General features: G+C 69.9%; 19 protein-coding genes. 18 read left to right on the top strand and 1 reads right to left on the bottom strand.

What is annotated here, in order from left to right; genetic code table 11:
- The first annotated feature begins 54 nt into the window (after positions 1-54).
- The 11 genes from K8V84_RS16055 to K8V84_RS16005 all read left to right on the top strand — a co-directional run bounded on the left by K8V84_RS16055 (position 55) and on the right by K8V84_RS16005 (position 10,787).
- Positions 55-1,257, top strand: coding sequence for a hypothetical protein (locus K8V84_RS16055; RefSeq protein WP_304075731.1), 1,203 nt, complete (start codon positions 55-57; stop codon positions 1,255-1,257).
- The gene (locus K8V84_RS16050; protein WP_304075729.1) at positions 1,254-2,501 is read left to right on the top strand and encodes an arginase family protein; all 1,248 of its coding nucleotides are present in this window, start codon (positions 1,254-1,256) and stop codon (positions 2,499-2,501) included. The genes K8V84_RS16055 and K8V84_RS16050 overlap by 4 nt, the downstream gene beginning before the upstream one ends.
- Before the next feature lie 2 nt (positions 2,502-2,503).
- Positions 2,504-3,619 (top strand): hypothetical protein, encoded by a 1,116-nt coding sequence (locus K8V84_RS16045; protein ID WP_304075776.1) that lies wholly within the window; start codon positions 2,504-2,506, stop codon positions 3,617-3,619.
- Entirely contained in the window at positions 3,616-5,124 is a 1,509-nt protein-coding gene (locus K8V84_RS16040) for a hypothetical protein (protein WP_304075728.1), read from the top strand. The genes K8V84_RS16045 and K8V84_RS16040 overlap by 4 nt, the downstream gene beginning before the upstream one ends.
- A gap of 11 nt (positions 5,125-5,135) precedes the next feature.
- Positions 5,136-5,603, top strand: a complete 468-nt coding sequence (locus K8V84_RS16035) for a hypothetical protein (protein ID WP_304075726.1) — start codon at positions 5,136-5,138, stop codon at positions 5,601-5,603.
- Positions 5,600-6,154 (top strand): hypothetical protein, encoded by a 555-nt coding sequence (locus tag K8V84_RS16030; RefSeq protein ID WP_304075723.1) that lies wholly within the window; start codon positions 5,600-5,602, stop codon positions 6,152-6,154. The genes K8V84_RS16035 and K8V84_RS16030 overlap by 4 nt, the downstream gene beginning before the upstream one ends.
- A gap of 6 nt (positions 6,155-6,160) precedes the next feature.
- Positions 6,161-7,468: an MFS transporter gene (locus K8V84_RS16025; RefSeq protein ID WP_304075721.1), complete on the top strand. Its 1,308-nt coding sequence runs from the start codon at positions 6,161-6,163 to the stop codon at positions 7,466-7,468.
- A 33-nt stretch (positions 7,469-7,501) separates the two neighbouring features.
- Positions 7,502-8,491, top strand: a complete 990-nt coding sequence (locus tag K8V84_RS16020) for a GNAT family N-acetyltransferase (protein ID WP_304075718.1) — start codon at positions 7,502-7,504, stop codon at positions 8,489-8,491.
- Between the two features lie 51 nt (positions 8,492-8,542).
- The gene (locus tag K8V84_RS16015) at positions 8,543-9,133 is read left to right on the top strand and encodes a DUF3090 domain-containing protein (RefSeq protein WP_304075716.1); all 591 of its coding nucleotides are present in this window, start codon (positions 8,543-8,545) and stop codon (positions 9,131-9,133) included.
- Between the two features lie 3 nt (positions 9,134-9,136).
- Positions 9,137-9,913 carry an SCO1664 family protein gene (locus tag K8V84_RS16010; protein WP_304075714.1) on the top strand — a complete coding sequence of 259 codons (777 nt, stop codon included), beginning with the start codon at positions 9,137-9,139 and terminating at the stop codon, positions 9,911-9,913.
- Between the two features lie 70 nt (positions 9,914-9,983).
- Complete coding sequence (locus tag K8V84_RS16005) at positions 9,984-10,787, top strand: HAD-IIA family hydrolase (protein WP_304075713.1); 804 nt, start codon at positions 9,984-9,986, stop codon at positions 10,785-10,787.
- Positions 10,788-10,841: 54 nt separating this feature from the next.
- Here the strand turns inward: K8V84_RS16005 and K8V84_RS16000 are convergent, their stop codons facing one another.
- Complete coding sequence (locus K8V84_RS16000) at positions 10,842-11,225, bottom strand: RNA polymerase-binding protein RbpA (protein WP_304075711.1); 384 nt, start codon at positions 11,223-11,225, stop codon at positions 10,842-10,844.
- Positions 11,226-11,812: 587 nt separating this feature from the next.
- Between K8V84_RS16000 and K8V84_RS15995 the strand changes: the two genes are divergently transcribed.
- The 7 genes from K8V84_RS15995 (at position 11,813) to K8V84_RS15965 (ending at position 18,398) form a co-directional block, all read left to right on the top strand.
- Entirely contained in the window at positions 11,813-13,210 is a 1,398-nt protein-coding gene (locus K8V84_RS15995; RefSeq protein ID WP_304075709.1) for an ATP-binding protein, read from the top strand.
- Positions 13,210-13,608, top strand: coding sequence for a roadblock/LC7 domain-containing protein (locus K8V84_RS15990; protein ID WP_304075706.1), 399 nt, complete (start codon positions 13,210-13,212; stop codon positions 13,606-13,608). The genes K8V84_RS15995 and K8V84_RS15990 overlap by 1 nt, the downstream gene beginning before the upstream one ends.
- Positions 13,605-13,964, top strand: coding sequence for a DUF742 domain-containing protein (locus K8V84_RS15985; RefSeq protein ID WP_304075703.1), 360 nt, complete (start codon positions 13,605-13,607; stop codon positions 13,962-13,964). Before K8V84_RS15990 ends, K8V84_RS15985 begins: the two co-directional genes overlap by 4 nt.
- Positions 13,945-14,571 (top strand): ATP/GTP-binding protein, encoded by a 627-nt coding sequence (locus tag K8V84_RS15980; protein WP_304075701.1) that lies wholly within the window; start codon positions 13,945-13,947, stop codon positions 14,569-14,571. Before K8V84_RS15985 ends, K8V84_RS15980 begins: the two co-directional genes overlap by 20 nt.
- Entirely contained in the window at positions 14,568-15,800 is a 1,233-nt protein-coding gene (locus tag K8V84_RS15975; protein WP_304075698.1) for a cytochrome P450, read from the top strand. Before K8V84_RS15980 ends, K8V84_RS15975 begins: the two co-directional genes overlap by 4 nt.
- A complete protein-coding gene (locus K8V84_RS15970; RefSeq protein ID WP_304075695.1) occupies positions 15,800-17,044 on the top strand; it encodes a cytochrome P450 in 1,245 nt (414 codons plus the stop codon). Before K8V84_RS15975 ends, K8V84_RS15970 begins: the two co-directional genes overlap by 1 nt.
- A 106-nt stretch (positions 17,045-17,150) precedes the next feature.
- Entirely contained in the window at positions 17,151-18,398 is a 1,248-nt protein-coding gene (locus K8V84_RS15965; protein WP_304075692.1) for a cytochrome P450, read from the top strand.
- Positions 18,399-18,601 lie beyond the last annotated feature (203 nt).

The raw sequence follows: 18,601 nt of genomic DNA, 5'->3' as shown, positions 1-18,601 counted from the left end.
GTCGGGCCGGCCGCCACCGGCCCGACGGGTCCTATCCCCGGTGAAGGATCGTCGATGCCACCAGCCCCCCTGTTCACCCCACCGAGCGAACGCCTCTTCGCGCTCGCCGAGGATCTCGACACCCCCGCGCTGATCTACGACCTGCCCGGTATTCGTGCGGGTGTGGAGGCGATGCGCCACGACGTCGCCCTCATCCCCGACGCAGGACTCAACCTGGCACTCAAGGCGTGCCACACCCCCGCCGTGCTCGGGGAGATGGCCGCGCTCGGACTCGGCTGCGACGTCGCCTCCCCCGGAGAACTCGACCTGGCCGTGAACGCCGGCTTCGCCGAGATCTCCGCGACGGGCCCCGTTTTCACCGAAACCGACTTCGACGCCCTGGCCGCGCGAGGGATCACCCTGGACTGTGATTCCCTCGATCAACTCGACTCCTACGGACGGCATCGCCCCGGGGACGAGGTGGGGATACGTGTGCGAGTGGACCTCCCCGAGGCCCTGGAGGACACGGCGACCTTCGCCGGAGACAGCCGCTTCGGAGTCCGCCCCGCCGACCCCGAACTCACACGGGTGCTCGAACGACATCGGCTGAGGCCCACCCGGCTGCACGTCCACACCGGCCAGATGACCCCGGACTCCCTGCGTTACAAGACCCGCTACCTCCTCACCGTCGCCGAGCACCTGCCCGAGGTGCACACCATCGACCTCGGAGGCGGGTTCTTCCACCTCTACCGGGATCGGGCGAGCGCCATCGACGCGTTCGGCGACGTCGCCGCGCTCGTCACGGGCTGGCGCGAACGTACCGGTCGCTCGATCTCCCTGCGCTTCGAGCCCGGAGGTGCGCTGCTCACCCCCTACGGGTATCTCCTCACCAGGGTGCGGTCGGTGGAGGAGCACCATCCGGTCCTCGACACCCGCGTCGTGACCCTGGACGCCTCCGCCTGGAACCTCGCCCCCTGGCACAACCGGCCCCAGGTCCTGTCCCTGGACGGACGTCGGCCCGGCGCTCCCGCCCTCCTGGCAGGCTGCACCCTCTACGAGAACGACTTCTTCGGCGCCACCCCCACCGCCGCTCGCACCACCCTGGAGGTGCCCCACTGCCGTGCGGGCGACCGCCTGGTCATCACCGCGACCGGCGCCTACACCATCACCAACGCCCGGTGGTTCAACCGCATCCCCCCGCCACGTGAACACCTCTTCGACGGTGAGCACATGATCGACGCCGAAGCCGCGCTCACCACCGCGGGGGCCACCGCGTGAACGACTCCGGCCCCGGGGCGATGCAGGCCCCTCCGATCACCGACGACACCCTCTTGGCCACCGAACCCCTGCTGGCCCTGCGGGGCTCGCAGGACGGTCGCACCACCGTGTGGCACACCCGTGAGGGGTGGGAACTGGAGGTCGGTCCGGTCACCGCCGACCTGCTCGCCGCCTTCGCCGTTCCCCGCACCCTGGCCACCCTTGCCCAAGGCGAAGGAACCGACCGATCCCACCTGCGCGCCCTGGTCACGGCCCTGGGAGAACGAGGCCTCATAAGACGACACGACCCGGACGGAGTCCCCACCCCCGCCGGGCGAGGCGGCATGTTCGGCGCCCCGGTCCTCACCCTGGCCGAGGCACTGCGCGGTGAGTCCTGCGATGTCGTCTTCCTCGGGATGCCCTACGACCTGGGGGCCTCGCACCGGCCCGGCAGCAGGTTCGGTCCCGCCCAGTTACGACGTACCGGAGGCGCCCTGTTCCGCTACCGGGACACCGTCGACGGCCCGTCCGGTGCCGTGGACCCGGTGACCGGGAGACGTGTGTTGGCCGGAGTACGTCTGGCGGACATCGGCGACGTGACCACCAACGTGCACCGTTCCGCCGGGCCCACCTGGTCGGTGCTGGAGAACGTGGTGGGCCGCCTCAGCGGGCACGGCCGCCTCCCGGTGATCCTGGGCGGCGACCACTCCGTCACGTTGCCCATCGTCCGAGGTCTGGCCGAGGTCCACGGCGATCTCGGCGTCCTGCACATCGACGCCCACGGCGACTACGCCCGTCCCCGCCACGACGACGCCGAACTCCACTGCCACCACGGAAACGTCATGGACTGGGTGGTAGGCGATCCTCGGGTGGTCCGCCTCGCCCAGTTCGGCCTGCGCCAACTGGAGGATCCGCCCGCACGGCCGGACGACACACTGCGCCGCTGGCCCGGAAGGTCGGCGCTGAGCACCCCGCTCGGCGAGATCCTCGCCGAACTCCCCGACTCCCTGCCCTACCACCTGACCATCGACGTGGACGCGCTGGACCCCTCGGTGCTCTCCGCCACGGGCACGCCCCTGCCCGGAGGTTTCACCCACGCCGAACTGGTCGGGTTGTTGACCGACCTGTGCTCGGCCCGACGCATCGTCGGGATCGACGTGGTCGAGTTCCTGCCCCATGAGGGGGAGACGGACGGGCTGATCGTCGCCGACCTGCTGTTGCGGGCCCTGGACTCGGCCATCGGCCATCGGGAAGGGGGTGCGTGACGATGGGCTCCTCCACACCCGGCGAGGCGATCCTGCGGTCCGCCCGGACCGTCACCACCCCCGCACTCCTGTACGACCTGGACGCGGTCACGGCCACGGTCCGGGAACTGCGCGAGGACACCGCTCCGTTCCCGAAGAGCGTCCTGCTGTTCGCCCTCAAGGCCAACCGCTTCCCGCCGTTGCTGCGCCACCTGGCCGACCTCGGCGTGGGCGCGGACGTCGCCTCACCCGCCGAGTACCGCGCGGCCCGGGAAGCCGGCATGGACCCGATCAGCGTCACCGGGCCCGGACTGACCGGCGACCGGCTCGCCGCCATGGCCGAGCAGGGGGCCTTGGTCGACGTCGATGGCGTCGACCAGCTGCGCTCACTCCTGCAGACCCGACCCTCGCCACGGGAGATCGGACTGCGTCTGCGCGTGCCCATGGCCGAACAGGACCGGACCTCCGGGCGCCGCGCGAGCAGGTTCGGTGTCGATCCCGCCGACCCCGAACTCCACCGGCTCCTGGCCGGGACCGACACACGCGTCGTACGACTGCACGTGCACAGCGGCGAGATCGGGACACCCGACCGGGCCGACCTGCTGACGTCGGCCCTGACCACCTGCCTGCGCGCCTTCCCACAAGTGCGCGAACTCAACCTGGGCGGCGGTCTGACCACGCTGTACACCGACCGGCAGCAGGCCCGGCGGGCCTGGAAGCGCGTCGCCGAACGTCTCGCCGGTGCTCCCGTGCGCGTGCTCCTGGAACCCGGCATGTTGACGACCGCGCTGGCCGGCTACCTCGTGGTCCGCCTGCGCTCCGTCGATGGGTTCCCCGACGGCCGTGGATACGCCGTGGCCGACGCCTCCGGATGGAACCTGTTCACCTGGGGGAGCCCGAGGGTGGTGGCGCGCCTGCCCGAACGGGACGGGCCGGGGCGTCCCCACCTGATCGGTGGGGTGACCTGCTACGAGAACGACGTGTTGGCCGAGGAGGTGTCGCTGTCCGACCCTCGGCCCGGGGACCGTCTGGTGTTCAACGCGTCCGGGGCCTACACCGCGAGCATGATGCGCGACCTGCACGGATGGGGCCCGCCGCATCAGGAGGTCGTGCGCGCCGAAGGAGGGCGGAACACATGACCGGGACCATGGACGCGACCGAGGGACGCACGGGCGCGGCCCCGATGACCGCACACGACGACGTCACCGCCCTGCTCGGGCTGGCCGACGCGCTCTTTCCCCCGGACGCGGAGGGGAATCCGACCGAGTCGATCCGAGGGTGGCGTGAACGGGTCACCTCCCTGACCGGACGGCAGGGACCCGAGGCAGAGGCGGAGATGGACCGGGCGGAGGCGGACCTGCGGGTGATGTGGATCCGCCACGCCCACGGATTCACGGATCCGCGCTACAAGTCACCGCCCCTGGGAACCCCGATGACGTTGCCCTTCGGGCCTCCCTCCACGCACAGCTACGAACGCAACATCGAATGCCACTCCCTGGAGGAACGGCTCGCGGCCCAGGACGCCGAGCTCGATCACCACGAGGTGGCGCACGTCGTGTACTCCAGCGGTATGGCGTCCATCGCCGGGCTCCTCCAGTGCTACCGGAGTCTGATCCGGCAGACCGCCGACCGCCCTTTGAACCTGCTGATGTGGGGTGCCTACTACGAGACCGGAGTCCTTTTCGACCTGGTCTCCGACGACGGCCTGCGCTGTCGACGCGCCGACACCCAAGAGGAACTGCGGTCCTGTCTCCTCACAGGTGAGGTGGACGTGCTGTTCATCGAACCCGTGCGCTACGAGTGGGAACTGGACGCACTCGACCTGCCGGCGCTGCTGGGCGCCTGGCGGGGGCGGCGGGGGAGCCGTCCCGGCCTGGTCGTGGTGGACTCCACCCTCGTCTCGCCGGTGTGGCCGAGGGAACGGTTCGTGGAGGCCGTCGGCGACCCGGGCGTCCTGGTCGTCGAGGTCCGCTCCGGGCTCAAACTCGACCAGCGAGGGCTCGAACTCGGCAACCTGGGGGTGGCCTCCCTGTACGCACGCCGGTCCGATCCGGCACTTCCCCCCGCCGCCGATCTGGCCACGTACCTGCGCAAGATGCGCACCGTCGTGGGATCCGGTCTGTCCCTGGAAGCCCTCTCGGTGCTCAGCGCCCCGTTCGTCCTGGATCGGGCGGCCGCCCGTGACCACGCGCTCGCGGTCCTGCGCAACAACGCGCTGACCGCGCGAGTGCTCGCCGACCTGGCGGGGCCGGGACGACTCTTCACCCGCATCGCCCATCCCTCGCTGGCCGAGGGCCCCGCCGCCCCTTGGGCGCAGGCTCCGTTCGTCGTGTGCCACCTGCGTGAGGACACGCTGGAGCACCACGGACTGTTGCTCGGTGTGTTGCGTTCCCAGGCGCGTCGTCGAGGACTGCCCTTCTCGCACGGGTCGAGCTTCGGTTTCCGCGCCCACCGCTTCGAGTGCATCATCCCCTCCCTCAAGGAAGGGCGGGGCCTGTTCAAGGTGGCGATGGGCGCACGGGCCGGGTGGGGGCGCGCGGCGGTGGTGGAGCTGTTGATGGAGGTGGCGGCCCACCCCGACATCGATTCCCTGCGCCGTTCCGACCCCGACGCCGTCCCCGTCGACCTGACCGATCTGGAGTGAAGGAGAAACCGATGATCCTCACCGAAGGGCCGACGGAGGTACCCGTCGCCCACACCCTGCCGCAGGAGGTGAGAGCGGCGCTGGAAGGTCTACCGGTCACGGCACCGCAGGACCTCACCGGGGCCCGGTCCCGGTACACCGACCTGGCCGTCGACCAGCCGGGTCTGCGTGATCGCCTCGTCGCCGTCGCCTCGTCACTGCCCGGCACACCCGACCCGGCGACGGTTCGGGTGCAACGTCACGACGTCGGCGATTTCACCCTGCCCCGTCGGGTGGGCGACACCGTGGCCGGTGACTGGGAGCTGACCTTCCCCCTGAGCGACTCCGAGGTCGACGGGGTCACCGCCTGGATCGGAGGGCGCTTCGAGCGTGTCCTGGATCGGGTGGGCACGGGTCTGCTCCTGCCGCCGGGGTCGTGGGCGTGGGTGAGTCCCGTGCGAGGTGCGCCCAGGTACAGCGTTGTGATGGGAGTGCGATGAGGCCGTTGACCGTGGTTCCGGACGTGGTGGCCGACTGCGCGGGGATCGTCTCCCTCGCCCGCCGCTACCGACACCTGTTCGCCGATCACCCCGACCCCGCGGCCCCGCCCCGGCCGGCCGGAACAGACCCCTTCGACCCCTACCGGGACTCCGAGTACGAGGACGACGACCGCTATCACGTCCTCCAGTCCGCCTGGATGCCCGAGGACCTCAGGGCGGCGATCTTCGCCGCCATCACCCCCGAGGGGACGCCGAAGAGGGACTACTACGTTCAGGTCAACAGGTACGACCGGGGAGACTACGTCCTGCCGCACCGGGACTCACTGCGCCAGGGCCTGTACATGCTCACCACTTCGGGGACGGATGGGCTCAACGCCCAGCACGACCCCGAGACCATGGTGTTCGTCCCCGACCGTGCCGGCACCTTCGTCGAGCACGACCCCCAGGCCTGGCACTGGGTCGATCCCGTGGCCTGCGAGGAGCGCTACACCCTCGTGACGATCCCGCCGTTGCCGCATCGTGGCGACGACCTCTCCGGCGAGGCGGTCTAGGGCGGTATGCGACGTTTCTCCCTGGTGTGGTCGACCCAGCTCATGTCGGCGATCGGCTCGGGCACGGCCTGGTTCGCCATCACCCTGTGGGTGTGGGCGGAATCCGGTTCGGCGACCCTGTTCGCGATGCTCACACTGCTCTCCCTGGCCCCCGGCCTGGCCATGGCCCCGATCGCCGGTGCACTCGTGGACCGCATCGGGCCACGGGTGGCCGTCCTGGTCGGTGACGGCGCCCTCGCCATCACCACGTCCACCGTTCTGACGCTCTATCTCACGGGGAACCTGGAGATCTGGCACCTGTACGTCATCGCCGTGTTCGAAGGGGTGATGGAGTCCCTGCACCTGGTGGCCTACATGGCGTTGGTCCCACTCCTGGTGGTGGAGGAACGGCTGGTTCGCGCCAACGGAATGATCAGTCTGGCCGCGCCCGGGTCGGAGATCCTCGCCCCCGCCCTGGGGGGTGTCCTGCTGGCGCTGACCGACCTGTCGATGATCCTGCTCCTGGACCTGGTGACCTTCGTCTTCGCCGCGCTGGTCCTGCTGATGGTCCGCACCCCTCGACCGGCCGTGGCCGAGGGAGAGCAGCGGCGTTCGTGGGTGGTGTTCCGGGCGGACCTGCTGTTCGGGTTCACCTACATCTTCCGCAGCCGGCCCCTGGTGCTCCTACTCCTGCTGTTCTTCGTGCTCAACTTCTCCGGGGCGATCTCCTACGCCCTGACCACCCCGTTGATCATGTTGCGCAGCGGGGACGACCAGGCTCTCCTGGGGGTGGTCCTGGCGGCCGGAGGCGCGGGCGGAGTGCTGGGAGCCCTGGTCGTCAGTGCGGTGGGCGACCGGTTCCAACGGATGACCCTCGTGCTGGGCGGCATGGCGATCGGTTCGGTCGCCGGACCCCTGTTGCTGGGTCTGTCCTGGACCCCGTGGCTGTGGATCGCCTCCTCCCTGGTGGCCGGTGCCGTGCTTCCTGCGGTCAACTCCGCCTACCAGGCGATCTGGCAGTCCCACGTGCCGGAGCGGCAACAGGGCCGCGTCTTCGGGGCCCGTCGCCTCCTCGCGCAGTCGTCCCTGCCCCTGGGCCTGCTCATCGCCGGCCCGGTCGTGGACTACGTACTGACACCGCTGTTCACCGATACCGGCGCGGACACCATGGTGACCTTGCTGGGTGAGGAAAAGACCGGCGCCACCGCCCTCTTCCTGGTCTTCGCGGGCCTGCTGGGGGTGGCCGCGGCGCTACTGGCCATGACCTCTGCGCGGTTGCGCGGCTTCGGTGAACCCGTCGCGGAGGGAGCCGGCAAGGCTTCCGAACCCGCCTGAACCGACCGATCACGAAGGAATGAGTACACCGCGATGATCAACCCGATCGACGCCACGGACGAGTCCGCCCTGCGTGCCTGGCACACGGCCCTGGTCGAGGGGGCGACGGCCGGCCGCGCGGAGGCCGCCGTTATGGGCTTTCCCGACCTCAAGGGGATGGTCGCCCCGCGCGAGGACCGGCACCACAGGTTGTACGCCGCGGTGGAGGACGAACGCACCGTGGGCACCCTCCTCATCGACCTTCCGGACCTGGAGAACCGGCACCTGGCCGAGGTGGACGTCTCGGTGGTCCCGGAACACCGGGGCAGGGGCCTGGGCGGACGACTGCTCGAACTGGCCACGAAGGTCATGGAAGAGGAGGGGCGCACCACCGCGACCGGTGAGGTCTACGTCCCCGGGGGGTGCGACCCGGACGCTTGGCCGGGTGCCCTGTTCGCCCGGTCCCATGGCTTCGACGTCGTGCACGAGGAGGACTACCAGGTGCTGGACCTTCCCGTCCCGGAGCAACGGTTGGCCGCCCTGCCCGAGGTGACCGGTGAACACCGAACGCTCACCTGGACGGGTCCTTGTCCGGAGGAACTGCTGGAGGACTACGCGCGGATGCGCACCGCGATGGAGCGTGACGTGCCCACGGGCGGGCTCGACACCGAACCGCAGGTGTGGGACGCCGACCGGATCCGGAAGGAGGACCTGCGCCGTGCCGACCAGGGGTACACCACCATCGTCTCCGTCGCGCGGGCCGGGTCGGGGGAGTGGTCCGGGTACAGCCTGATGATGGTCCCGACGGAAGGAGAGGGTGAGGTCTACCAGGACGACACGTTGGTGATGCGCGCCCATCGGGGCAACAGGTTGGGTGTGGCGCTCAAGCGGCGCAACCTCCAAGCGCTCTCCAGGGACGTTCCCGAGGCGAAGTGGGTCCGTACCTGGGTGGATCCCGCCAACACCCCGATGCGTGCGGTCAACGACCTCTTCGGGTTCCGCACGGTGGAACGCATGCTGGAGGTCCAGCGGGTCATCACCTGACCGGGGCGGGCGAATCGTCCCGTGTCACCGATATCCCGTAAGGTTGCAACCATGCCCGTCTTTCAGTTCAACCCACCGGAACGGTTCATCGCGGGGACCGTGGGACAGCCTGGGGAACGCACCTTCTTCCTCCAAGCGGTGGGCGAGGGTCGCATAACCAGCGTCGTGTTGGAGAAGGCTCAGGTGGAGGCCCTGGCCGGCCGCATCGAGGAATTGCTGGAAGAGGTGCACCGCCGTTTCGGTGCCCCGCCCGGTGACGAGACCGCCCCCGAGGACGACGGCCCCCTGGAACAGCCCATCGAACAGGACTTCCGTGTGGGCACCCTGGCCCTGGCCTGGGACGCCGAGGCGGCCCGCGTGATCATCGAGGCCCAGGAGCTCGACGAGTCCGGCCCCGACGAACTGGTCGAGGACGAGGACGAAGAAGATGAGGAGCTGGAGGTCTTCGCCGAGGAGGCCCCGGCCCACCGTGACGTTCTGCGCGTCTACCTCACCCCCGGCGAGGCGCGCTCGTTCGCGGGCCGCGCCCTGAAGGTGGTCTCCGCCGGGCGCCCCGACTGCCCCCTGTGCGGTCGCCCCCTGGACCCGGCCGGTCACATCTGCGCTCGCCAGAACGGCTACCGCCCGGACCGACTCGTCTGAGCCGTGCACGCCGACGACACCACCGAGGGCGGGCCGACCTCCGCAGACTTCGACGGGATCGACCCCGCCGAGGGCGTCGACCTGCTTCATAGGGGCGACCTGACGGTGCGGGGCCGCCTGACCGCGGCCTCCAACACCACCCTGTACTGCACGATCTCCGACGGTGATCGTTCGGCGGCCTGCGTGTACAAGCCGGTGGCGGGGGAGCGGCCCCTGTGGGACTTCCCCGACGGCACCCTGGCCGGTCGCGAGGTGTCCGCCTACGCGGTCTCCGAGGCGTTGGGCTGGTCCGTGGTGCCGCCGACCGTGCACCGTGACGGCCCCTACGGCGAGGGCATGGTCCAGTTGTGGGTGCACGGTGACACCACCGTCGACCTGGTCGAGCTGTCCAGGCGCACCGACCACCCGGGCCTGCGTCGGATGGCTGTGCTGGACGCGGTGATCAACAACTCCGACCGCAAGATCGGCCACCTGCTGCCCGGACCCGGCGGACACCTGTACGGATGCGACCACGGGGTCTCCTTCGCCGAGGACTACAAACTGCGCACCGTGCTGTGGCAGTGGCAGGGACGGCCCCTCACCGATGAGGCCCTGGCGGCCCTGACGCGGTTGAGCGCCCGGCTGCACGACGCCGAGGATCCGCTCTCGATGGAACTGGCCCGACACCTGACCGGTCCGGAGGCCTACGCGGTACGCGCCAGGGTGGATCTGCTCGTCCATCACCGCATCCACCCCTACCCGGCCCCCGATTGGCCCTCCGTCCCCTGGCCGCCCGTGTGAGCAGCATCAAGTCGTTCATTGCTCGTTACCGGGGGGTAGGAATGGTGTTCCACAGTCGGGCACCGGCACAATGGTGCCTGTGAGCAACGAGTGGAACTACCTTTTCGACATGGACGGCGTGCTCGTACGCGAGGAGCACCTGATCCCCGGGGCCGACACGCTCATAGCCGAGCTGCGCGAGCAGGGGACCCCGTTCATGGTGTTGACGAACAACTCCATCTACACCCCGCGCGACCTGCGGGCTCGACTGCTCAACACGGGGCTGGACATCCCGGAGGAGTCGATCTGGACCTCGGCGCTCGCCACCGCCCAGTTCCTGCAGACCCAGCGGCCCGGCGGTTCGGCCTACGTCGTGGGTGAGTCCGGTCTGACCACCGCGCTGCACAACGTCGGCTACGTGATGACCGAACGCGACCCCGACTACGTGGTGCTGGGGGAGACCCGCACCTACAGCTTCGAGGCCATCACGCGGGCGATCCGTCTGGTGCGCAACGGTGCCCGGTTCATCGCCACCAACCCCGACGAGACCGGCCCCAGCGCGGAGGGGCCGCTGCCCGCCACCGGCGCGGTCGCGGCGCTCATCGAGAAGGCCACCGGACGCCGGCCCTACTTCGTGGGCAAGCCCAATCCGCTGATGATGCGTTCGGCGCTGCGCCGGATCGGCGCGCACTCGGAGAGCGCCCTCATGGTCGGCGACCGGATGGACACCGACGTGCTCAGCGGCCTGGAGGCCGGTCTGCAGACCGTGCTGGTGTTGTCGGGCATCTCCGGTCGGGAGACCGCCGAGGAGTTCCCGTACCGGCCCACCCGGGTGATCGGGTCGGTCAAGGACCTGGTGGGCAGGACCGGCGACCCCTTCGGCGAACAGGAGTAGGGACGAACACGACGGGGGCGGTGGACCATGGTCCACCGCCCCCGTGGCGTCGTGTCAGGCGCTCTGTCGCTGCTTGGCGATCTCCTCCACCTTGGCCGCCTCTTCACGGCGGCGGGCGCGGAGCAGTTCCAGGCGTTCGGCGAGAACCTCCTCGAGGTCCTCCATGCTGCGCCGTTCGAGCAGCATGTCCCAGTGCGTTCGCACCGGTTTGGTGTTCTTGGGCTCCTCGCCGTTGCCGTCTCGGCGAAGGGCTCGGTCGCCGCAGAAGCGGCATTCCCATTCGCCGGGGATCTCCGCCTCGGTCGCGAAGGTGACCGAGAAGCGGTGGCCCCGTGTGCAGTCGTAGGTGACTTCCTGCCGGGGAGCCAGGTCGGTGTTGCGGTCGTTCTCGTAGCTCGTCGCCCCGAGCCGGGTGCCGCGAAGTGCTCGCTCGGCCATCGTGTGGGTGCCTCCAGGCGCTCGTGCGGTCTCGCGGGGTGTAACGCGTCGGTCCACGTCAAGATTCCCCGACTGTCGTGGGTCGAACCTCTTCGGTGGGTGCGGGAAGCCCGCGTGTGCCGGGAGAGCGGCTTGGTCGACCCCTCCGGTGATTGTGATCTGCACCACTCTAGGGGCGGATGTCGGTGGCTCCGCGCAGCGACGCGGGTGCCGGGCGCGGCTCGAGGTCGAATCACCCGTACGTCCGTTATCGACGAAGGGCACTTTCGGTGAGGAGACGCAGTTCAAGTCGGGTGTGATCAGGTTTCGCACAATGGCCGGCGCGTCCTCGCTTCCGGCATTGGTGGGACCGCTGGTGCTCCGGCTTCCCCTGGGGGCAAGGGGTTCGCGAATCCGGTTTCGGGTAATTCATTGTGCATTCCCATGGCATAGGCGTCGGTCCGGCTGAGTGGTATGTTTGCTCGCTGTGTGTCTGAAAGGCCGGATTGTTGTTGTTTCTCCGGCCTTTTTCGCGCATCTTCGCACGTGGATCGCGGGTGCCTTCGACCGTGTCCCGCGGCATGTACAAAGAGTGACGACGGAGCCACATGACCGCTGAGATCCCCCACGACGGCACACCGCCGTCGCGTTCCACCGCACCGCGATGGCTCCTGCTCCTGGCCCCCTCGCTTCCGTTATGGGGGTGGGCCCTGTGGGCCGCCCATCCCGAGGCCCGGGCGTCCGTCCTCGCCGCCGGCGCGATCACCCTCGTGCTCGGGATCGCCCTCGCCCTGCTCGTGGCGGCACGAGACCGCCGCGTCGAGGCACTGCGCGCCGAGGTGGAACGGGTCCGGGCCGAGACCACCGCCCTCGGCTCGAAGACGCTGCCACGCGTGGTCGAACACCTGCGCCAGGGCGACTCCGCCGAAACCGCCCTGCACCGCGTCACCGTCCCGGCGGACCCGGGCACCTCCGAGGTGCTGCGACTGGCCGCCACGGAGATCTCCGACGCCGAACGCCGCCGCTCCGCCGCGATGGCCGCCTGCGCCACGGCTGCCGGCCGGGTCCAGGCACTGACCACCACCATGCTCGCCGACCTGCGCGCGATGCAGGAACGGCACGGTGACGACGGAGGCGGGGACGAGATCCTCGGCGACCTCATGCACCTGGACCACACCACCGCGCAGGCCGGTCGTATGGCCGACGGCATCGCCGTCCTGACCGGCGCCCGCTCCGGTCGCCGCTGGAGCCGCTCCATCCCGATGGAGAGCATCCTGCGCGGCGCCATGGGACGCATCGGCGCCTACCGTCGGGTGCGCACCCACAGCGTCTCCCGACTGGCCGTGGCCGGGTTCGCCGCCGAAGGGGTCATCCACGCCCTGGCCGAACTGCTCGACAACGCCGCCAAGTTCTCCCCGCCCACCGCCGAGGTCCACGTCCACGTGGAGGAGGTCCAGGCGGGGGTGGCCATCATGGTCGAGGACTGCGGCCTGGTGATGGGCGACGAGGCCCTACGCCGCGCCCGGCGGACGGTCGAGAGCGCTTCGGACATCACCACGATCTCCGGAACCCGTCTCGGTCTGGCGGTCGTCGGCAGGCTCGCCCGGCGCTACGGGCTGTCGGTCGCCTACCGCTCCTCGTCCCGCGGTGGCACCGCGGTGATCCTGCTACTGCCGCAGCGCCTCATCAAACCGTCGCCGGCACCGACGAACCCGGTACCGAGCACCCCGGTCCAGGAGACCACCCGAACGACCCCGTCCGAGGTCCCCGTCGAGTCGACGGGTCCCGACGAATCCACCATCACCGACGAGCCCGTGTCCCGGCTCGCGAACGGATTGCCCCAGCGTCGGCGCGGCCGGACCCTCGCCGCAGCCGAACGCAACCGGACCACCGCCCCCGCCGACAGCGGCGCCCCCGCGGCCACCGGCCCCTCCACCTCGCCGAAGGGGTTCGGCGCGTTCCGCTCCGCCGTACGCGGGCCGGCCGACTCATCCAAGGACACCTGATGGATCTCGACAAGCTCACCTGGCTGCTCGAAGGCCTCCTCGAACGCACCCCCGGCACCCGCCACGCGCTCGTGCTCTCCCGCGACGGACTCAAGCTGTGTCACAGCGCCGGCATGGGTACGGACAGCGCCGACCACCTCGCCGCGATCGCCGCCGGTCTGCAGAGTCTGGCCCACGGAGCCTCGAAGGAATTCGGCGACGGCGGGGGCGGGGTGCGCCAGGCCATGGCCGAGTTCTACGGGGGGCTGCTGTTCATCGTGGAGGCGGGTCATGGCGCCCACCTGGCCGTCATCACCTCCGAGGAGGCCGACCCCGGACTGGTCGGTCACAACATGAGCGAACTGGTCGAGCAGTTGGGCGAACACCTGTCCAGCCCGACCCGGGTCGGGAACGCGTGAGCCCCTCGCCACGCCAGGAGGGCCCGGACCGGCTCTACGTCATCACCTCCGGGCGCAGCGGCGGCGTCGACGACACCTTGGACGCGGTGACCCTCATCGTGGCCGAGAGCGAACCCACCCCCGGAACGCAGTCCGAGCACGCCCACATCCTGCGTCTGTGCACGAGCCCCCTGTCGGTGGTCGAGGTCGCCGCACACCTGGGGCTGCCCCTGACGGTCGTGCGCATCCTGCTCACCGACCTCATCGACACCGGTCGGGTGACCGCGCGCCACCCGATCCCCGCGCCCTCGCCGGCGCACCCGTTCACCTCCCCGGACGTGTTGGAGAAGGTGCTCGTTGCACTCCACGACCTCTGAACCCGCACCCGCCGACGGAACCCTCGGCGTCCCGGGCACCCCACTCCCCGCCGGCGCCGCCCAGGCCCTCAAGCTCGCCGTGGTCGGTGGTTTCGGGGTCGGCAAGACCACGTTGGTGCGTTCGGTCAGCGAGATCAGGCCCCTGACCACCGAAGAGACCATGACCAGCGCGGGCGCTTCGGTGGACGACCTCCAGGGGGTCGAGGCCAAGGGCACCACCACCGTCGCCTTCGACTTCGGGCGCATCACCATGGACACCACCTCGGTCCTGTACCTGTTCGGCGCCCCCGGCCAGCAACGCTTCTGGTTCCTGTGGGACCGCCTGTTCTCCGGTGCCCTGGGCGCGGTGGTCCTCGTGGACACGCGTCGCCTGGAGGACTGCTTCTACGCCATCGACCGTCTGGAGGCCCAGGGCACCCCGTTCGTGGTGGCGCACAACGACTTCGGTGAGGCCGACCACCCCCTGGAGGACGTGCGCGCCGCCCTGGACCTGGACCCGGCCGTGCCCCTGCTGCGCTGCGACGCCCGCGATCGGACCTCGGCCAAGCGGGTCCTCATCGCCCTGGTCGAACACGTCCGCACCCTGGTGAAGGAGGGCCGACGATGAACGGTTGCCCGATCGTCGGGGGCCGTGTCCCCCTGCACGGACCCGAGTTCCAGACCGACCCGGCCGCCCTGTACCGGGCCATGCGCGCCGAACACGGACCGGTGGTCCCGGTGACCATGGAGGGCGGCGTCCCCGCGTGGCTGGTCGTCGGCTACCGGGAACTCCACCAGGTCCTCACCGAGACCGACGTTTTCCAACGCAGCTCCGAACGCTGGAACTCCTGGGACCTGGTCCCGCCCGACTGGCCGCTGAGCCCCCTGGTCATGCGCAGCCCCACCATCCTGTACGCCGAGGGCGCCGAACACCGGCGTCGGTCCGGGGCGGTCAACGACGCGCTGGCGGCGGTGGACGCGCACGAGCTGCGCACCAACGTCACCCGCATGGCCGACCGGCTCATCGACGAGTTCTGCGCCTCCGACGGCGTGGACCTGCGCACCGCCTACGCCGCCCGGCTGCCCGCCCAGGCCCTGGGGTGGATCTACGGTCTCGACGACGCCGGTGGCGACCACCTCGCCGAGGTCATGACGACGATGATCGACGGTGGTCCGGACACGATGAAGGCGCGAGAGTCCTTGATCGGTCTCATGGCCGACATCGTGACCCGCCGGCGCGCCGCGCCCGGGCCCGACCTGGTCTCCCGGATGCTCGCCCACCCCGCCGGGTACACGGTCGAGGAGATCATCCTCGAACTCATCGTGGTCCTGGGCGGCGGCAACCAGCCCACCTCCGAGTGGTTGGGCAACGCCCTGCGCCTGATGCTCACCGACGACCGGTTCGCGGCCTCGATCGTCGGGGCGCGCAGCAGCGCCCGTGAAGCCCTCAACGAAGTCCTGTGGGAGGACACCCCCACACAGATCTACGCCGCCCGCTACGCCGTACACGACGTGCAACTCGGCGGAACGTCGATCCGCGGCGGCGACATGCTCCTCCTGGGACTGGCCGCCGCCAACCACGACCCCGACGTGCGTTCGGCGCCCACCGCGGCCGGTGACCGCGGCAACCACGCCCACCTGTCGTTCTCGCACGGCGCGCACGGCTGTCCCTACCCCGCCCAGGAGATAGCCGAGGCCATCACGATCACCGGCATCGAGGTCCTCATGGACCGACTCCCCGACCTGGAGCTCGCCATCCCCGCTCATGAGCTCCGGTGGCGCCCGTCCCCCTGGGTTCGCGGCGTCACGTCCCTTCCGGTCACCTTCACCCCCGCACCCCCACGAGGAGCACACTGATGTCCTGCCCCGTACAGCACGGATCCTCGGGAACAATCACTCTGGACCCCTACGTCAAGAACCTGCGCGCCGAACGTGAGGCCCTGTACGCCGCGGGTCCCATCGCCCGGGTGGACCTGCCCGGCGGAGTGTCCGCCTGGGCCGTGACCCACCACGAGGCCGGTCGCGCCACCCTCAACGACCCGCGCCTGGTCAAGGACATCGCGCACTGGGAGGACTTCCAACAGGGGCGCATCCCCGAGTCCTGGCCGCTGCTCAGCACCATCCCACCCGCGCCCACCAACCTCCTCGGCACCGACGGGGCCGAGCACAAGCGGCTGCGCCTGCTCACCGCGAAGGCGTTCTCCGCGCGCGGTATCGAGCGTCTGCGCCCGCGCGTGGAGGAGATCACCACCGAGCTGTTGGACGCCATGGAGTCCAAGGCCGACGGTCGCCTGGACCTCAAGGGCGAATTCGCCTTCAAACTGCCGATGAACGTGATCGGTGAGCTCTACGGTGTGGACGCCGCCGAACACGACTGGCTCCGCGACATGTACGTGAAGTTCTTCAGCGCGGTCACCACGCCCGAGGAGTTCGTGCACACGTACACGACCCTGGAGCGCTACTACGACGACATGATCGCCCACAAGCGCGCCAACCCGGCCGAGGACCTGACCACCGAGCTGCTCAACGCGGGCGAGAACGGTGACTCCCTCACCGACCTGGAGGTCCGCGGCACCCTGCAGGTCGTGGTCGCCGCCGGCCACGAGACCACCGTCAACCTGCTGTGCAACGCCGTCCGCGCCCTGCTGGCCCACCCCGAGCAGTTCGACCTGGTCAAGAAGGGCGAGGTCGGCTGGGACACGGTGGTGGAGGAGACCCTGCGCTTCGACCCGCCCACCTCCAACTTCGTCTTCCGCTTCGCCACCGAGGACATCGAGATCGGCGGGACCACCATCAAGAAGGGCGAGGCGCTGATGACCTCCTACGGGGCCATCAGCCGCGACCGCGCCGAGCACGGCGAGGAACCGCACCCCGACACCTTCGACCTGACCCGGAACAAGGGCCGCCACATCTCCTTCGGTCACGGGCCGCACGTGTGCCCGGGTTCGCACCTGGCGCGCATGGAGGGCCGGATCGCCCTCCCGCTGCTGTTCGAGCGCTTCCCGGACCTGAAGCTCGCCGTCGACGACTCCGAGCTGGAGAACCACCCCTCCATCCTGGTGAACAGCCTCAAGGAACTCCCCGTCCTGCTGCGTCCCTGACCCGCGGGCCGTGACCCGGCCCCGCCCGCCTCCCGATTCCCCAGGGGGTGGGCGGGACCTCCATCGACATCGAACCCGCCTCACCCCCACCCCCAGGAGGATCCCGATGTCCTGCCCCGTACAGCACAACGCCGACGGCGTTCCGATCCTGCACGCCGTGCCCGAAGACGTGCAGGCCGACCGTGAACGCCTCCACCAGGAGGGGCCGCTCACCCGCGTGGAACTGCCCGGCGGCGTCATGGCCTGGGCCACCACCCACCACGAGGTGAGCCGGGCCACGCTCAACGACCCGCGCCTGGTCAAGAGCGTCGACCACTGGGCCGACCTCCAGAACGGGGTGGTCACCCAGGAGTGGCCGCTGATGGCGACCATCCCCACCGACGACACCAACATGCTCGCCCTGGACGGTGCCGCGCACCGCCGGCTGCGCACGCTCACAGCCGGTCCGTTCTCCGCCCGTCGGGTGGAACGGTTGCGCCCGCGCATCGAGCGCCTGACCACCCGGTACCTGGACGCCCTGGAGGAACGGGCCCACGAACCACAGGACCTGAAGTCGAGGTTGACCTTCAAGGTGCCCATGGGCGTCATCGGGGAGTTGTACGGCATCGAGGAGGCCGAGTACGTCCACCTCGGTGAGATGTACGCCAAGCTCTTCTCCGGCACCACCGAGCCGGGCGAGCACATCGAGATCTACGGTGCCCTGTTCCGGTTCTTCGGCGACGTGGTCGCCCGTAAGAAGGCCGCCCTGGACGAGTGCGACGACTTCACCGCCGACCTCATCCGCACCGGTACGGAGGGCGAGGACGGCCTCAGCGACACGGAGATCGTCGTGACGCTGCTGACGGTGGTGGCGGCCGGGCACGAGACCACCGTCAACCTGCTCACCAACGTGGTGCGCGCGCTGCTGAACCACCCCGAACAGCACGCACTGCTGCGAGAGGGCGAGGTGGGCTGGGACGACGTGATCGAGGAGACCCTGCGTTTCGACCCGCCCAACAACGTCATGATGTTCCGTTTCGCCACCGAGGACGTCGAGGTGGCCGGGCGGACCATCGCCAAGGGCGAGGCGCTGCTGACCCACTACGGCGCCGCGACCCGGGACCGCGCAGAGTTCGGCGACGACGTGCACCTGTTCGATCCCGCCCGCACCAAGGGCCGCCACATCTCCTTCGGTTACGGGCCGCACATCTGCCCGGGCGCCCCTCTCTCGCGGTTGGAGGCCCGGATCGTCCTGCCGATGCTGTTCGAACGTTTCCCGGACCTGCGGCTCGCCGTTCCCGACTCCGAGCTCGAGGTGGTGGCGGCGCTGTCCACCAACAGCCTCAAGGAGTTCCCCGTCGTGCTGCGTCCCTGATCGATCGAAAAGGCGTGGGTCGTCCACTCGACGGCCCACGCCATGGGCGTTCCAGGACGCAGTCACAAAACCTTTAAGAAGTGTAGAAAACAGACAAGAAGCTGTATTTCACCCTAGGATCGGTGGTCCGAGTGTCCTGGTTCGAGGGGGTGTGCGGACATGACACGAAGGACGACGGCGGCGGTGGTCACCGCCCTGCTGCT

Source organism: Nocardiopsis listeri, from assembly GCF_020741345.1.
GTDB lineage: Bacteria > Actinomycetota > Actinomycetes > Streptosporangiales > Streptosporangiaceae > Nocardiopsis > Nocardiopsis listeri_A.
Note: the sequence above shows the minus strand (reverse complement) of the source record. Positions and strands in the feature narration are given on the sequence as shown.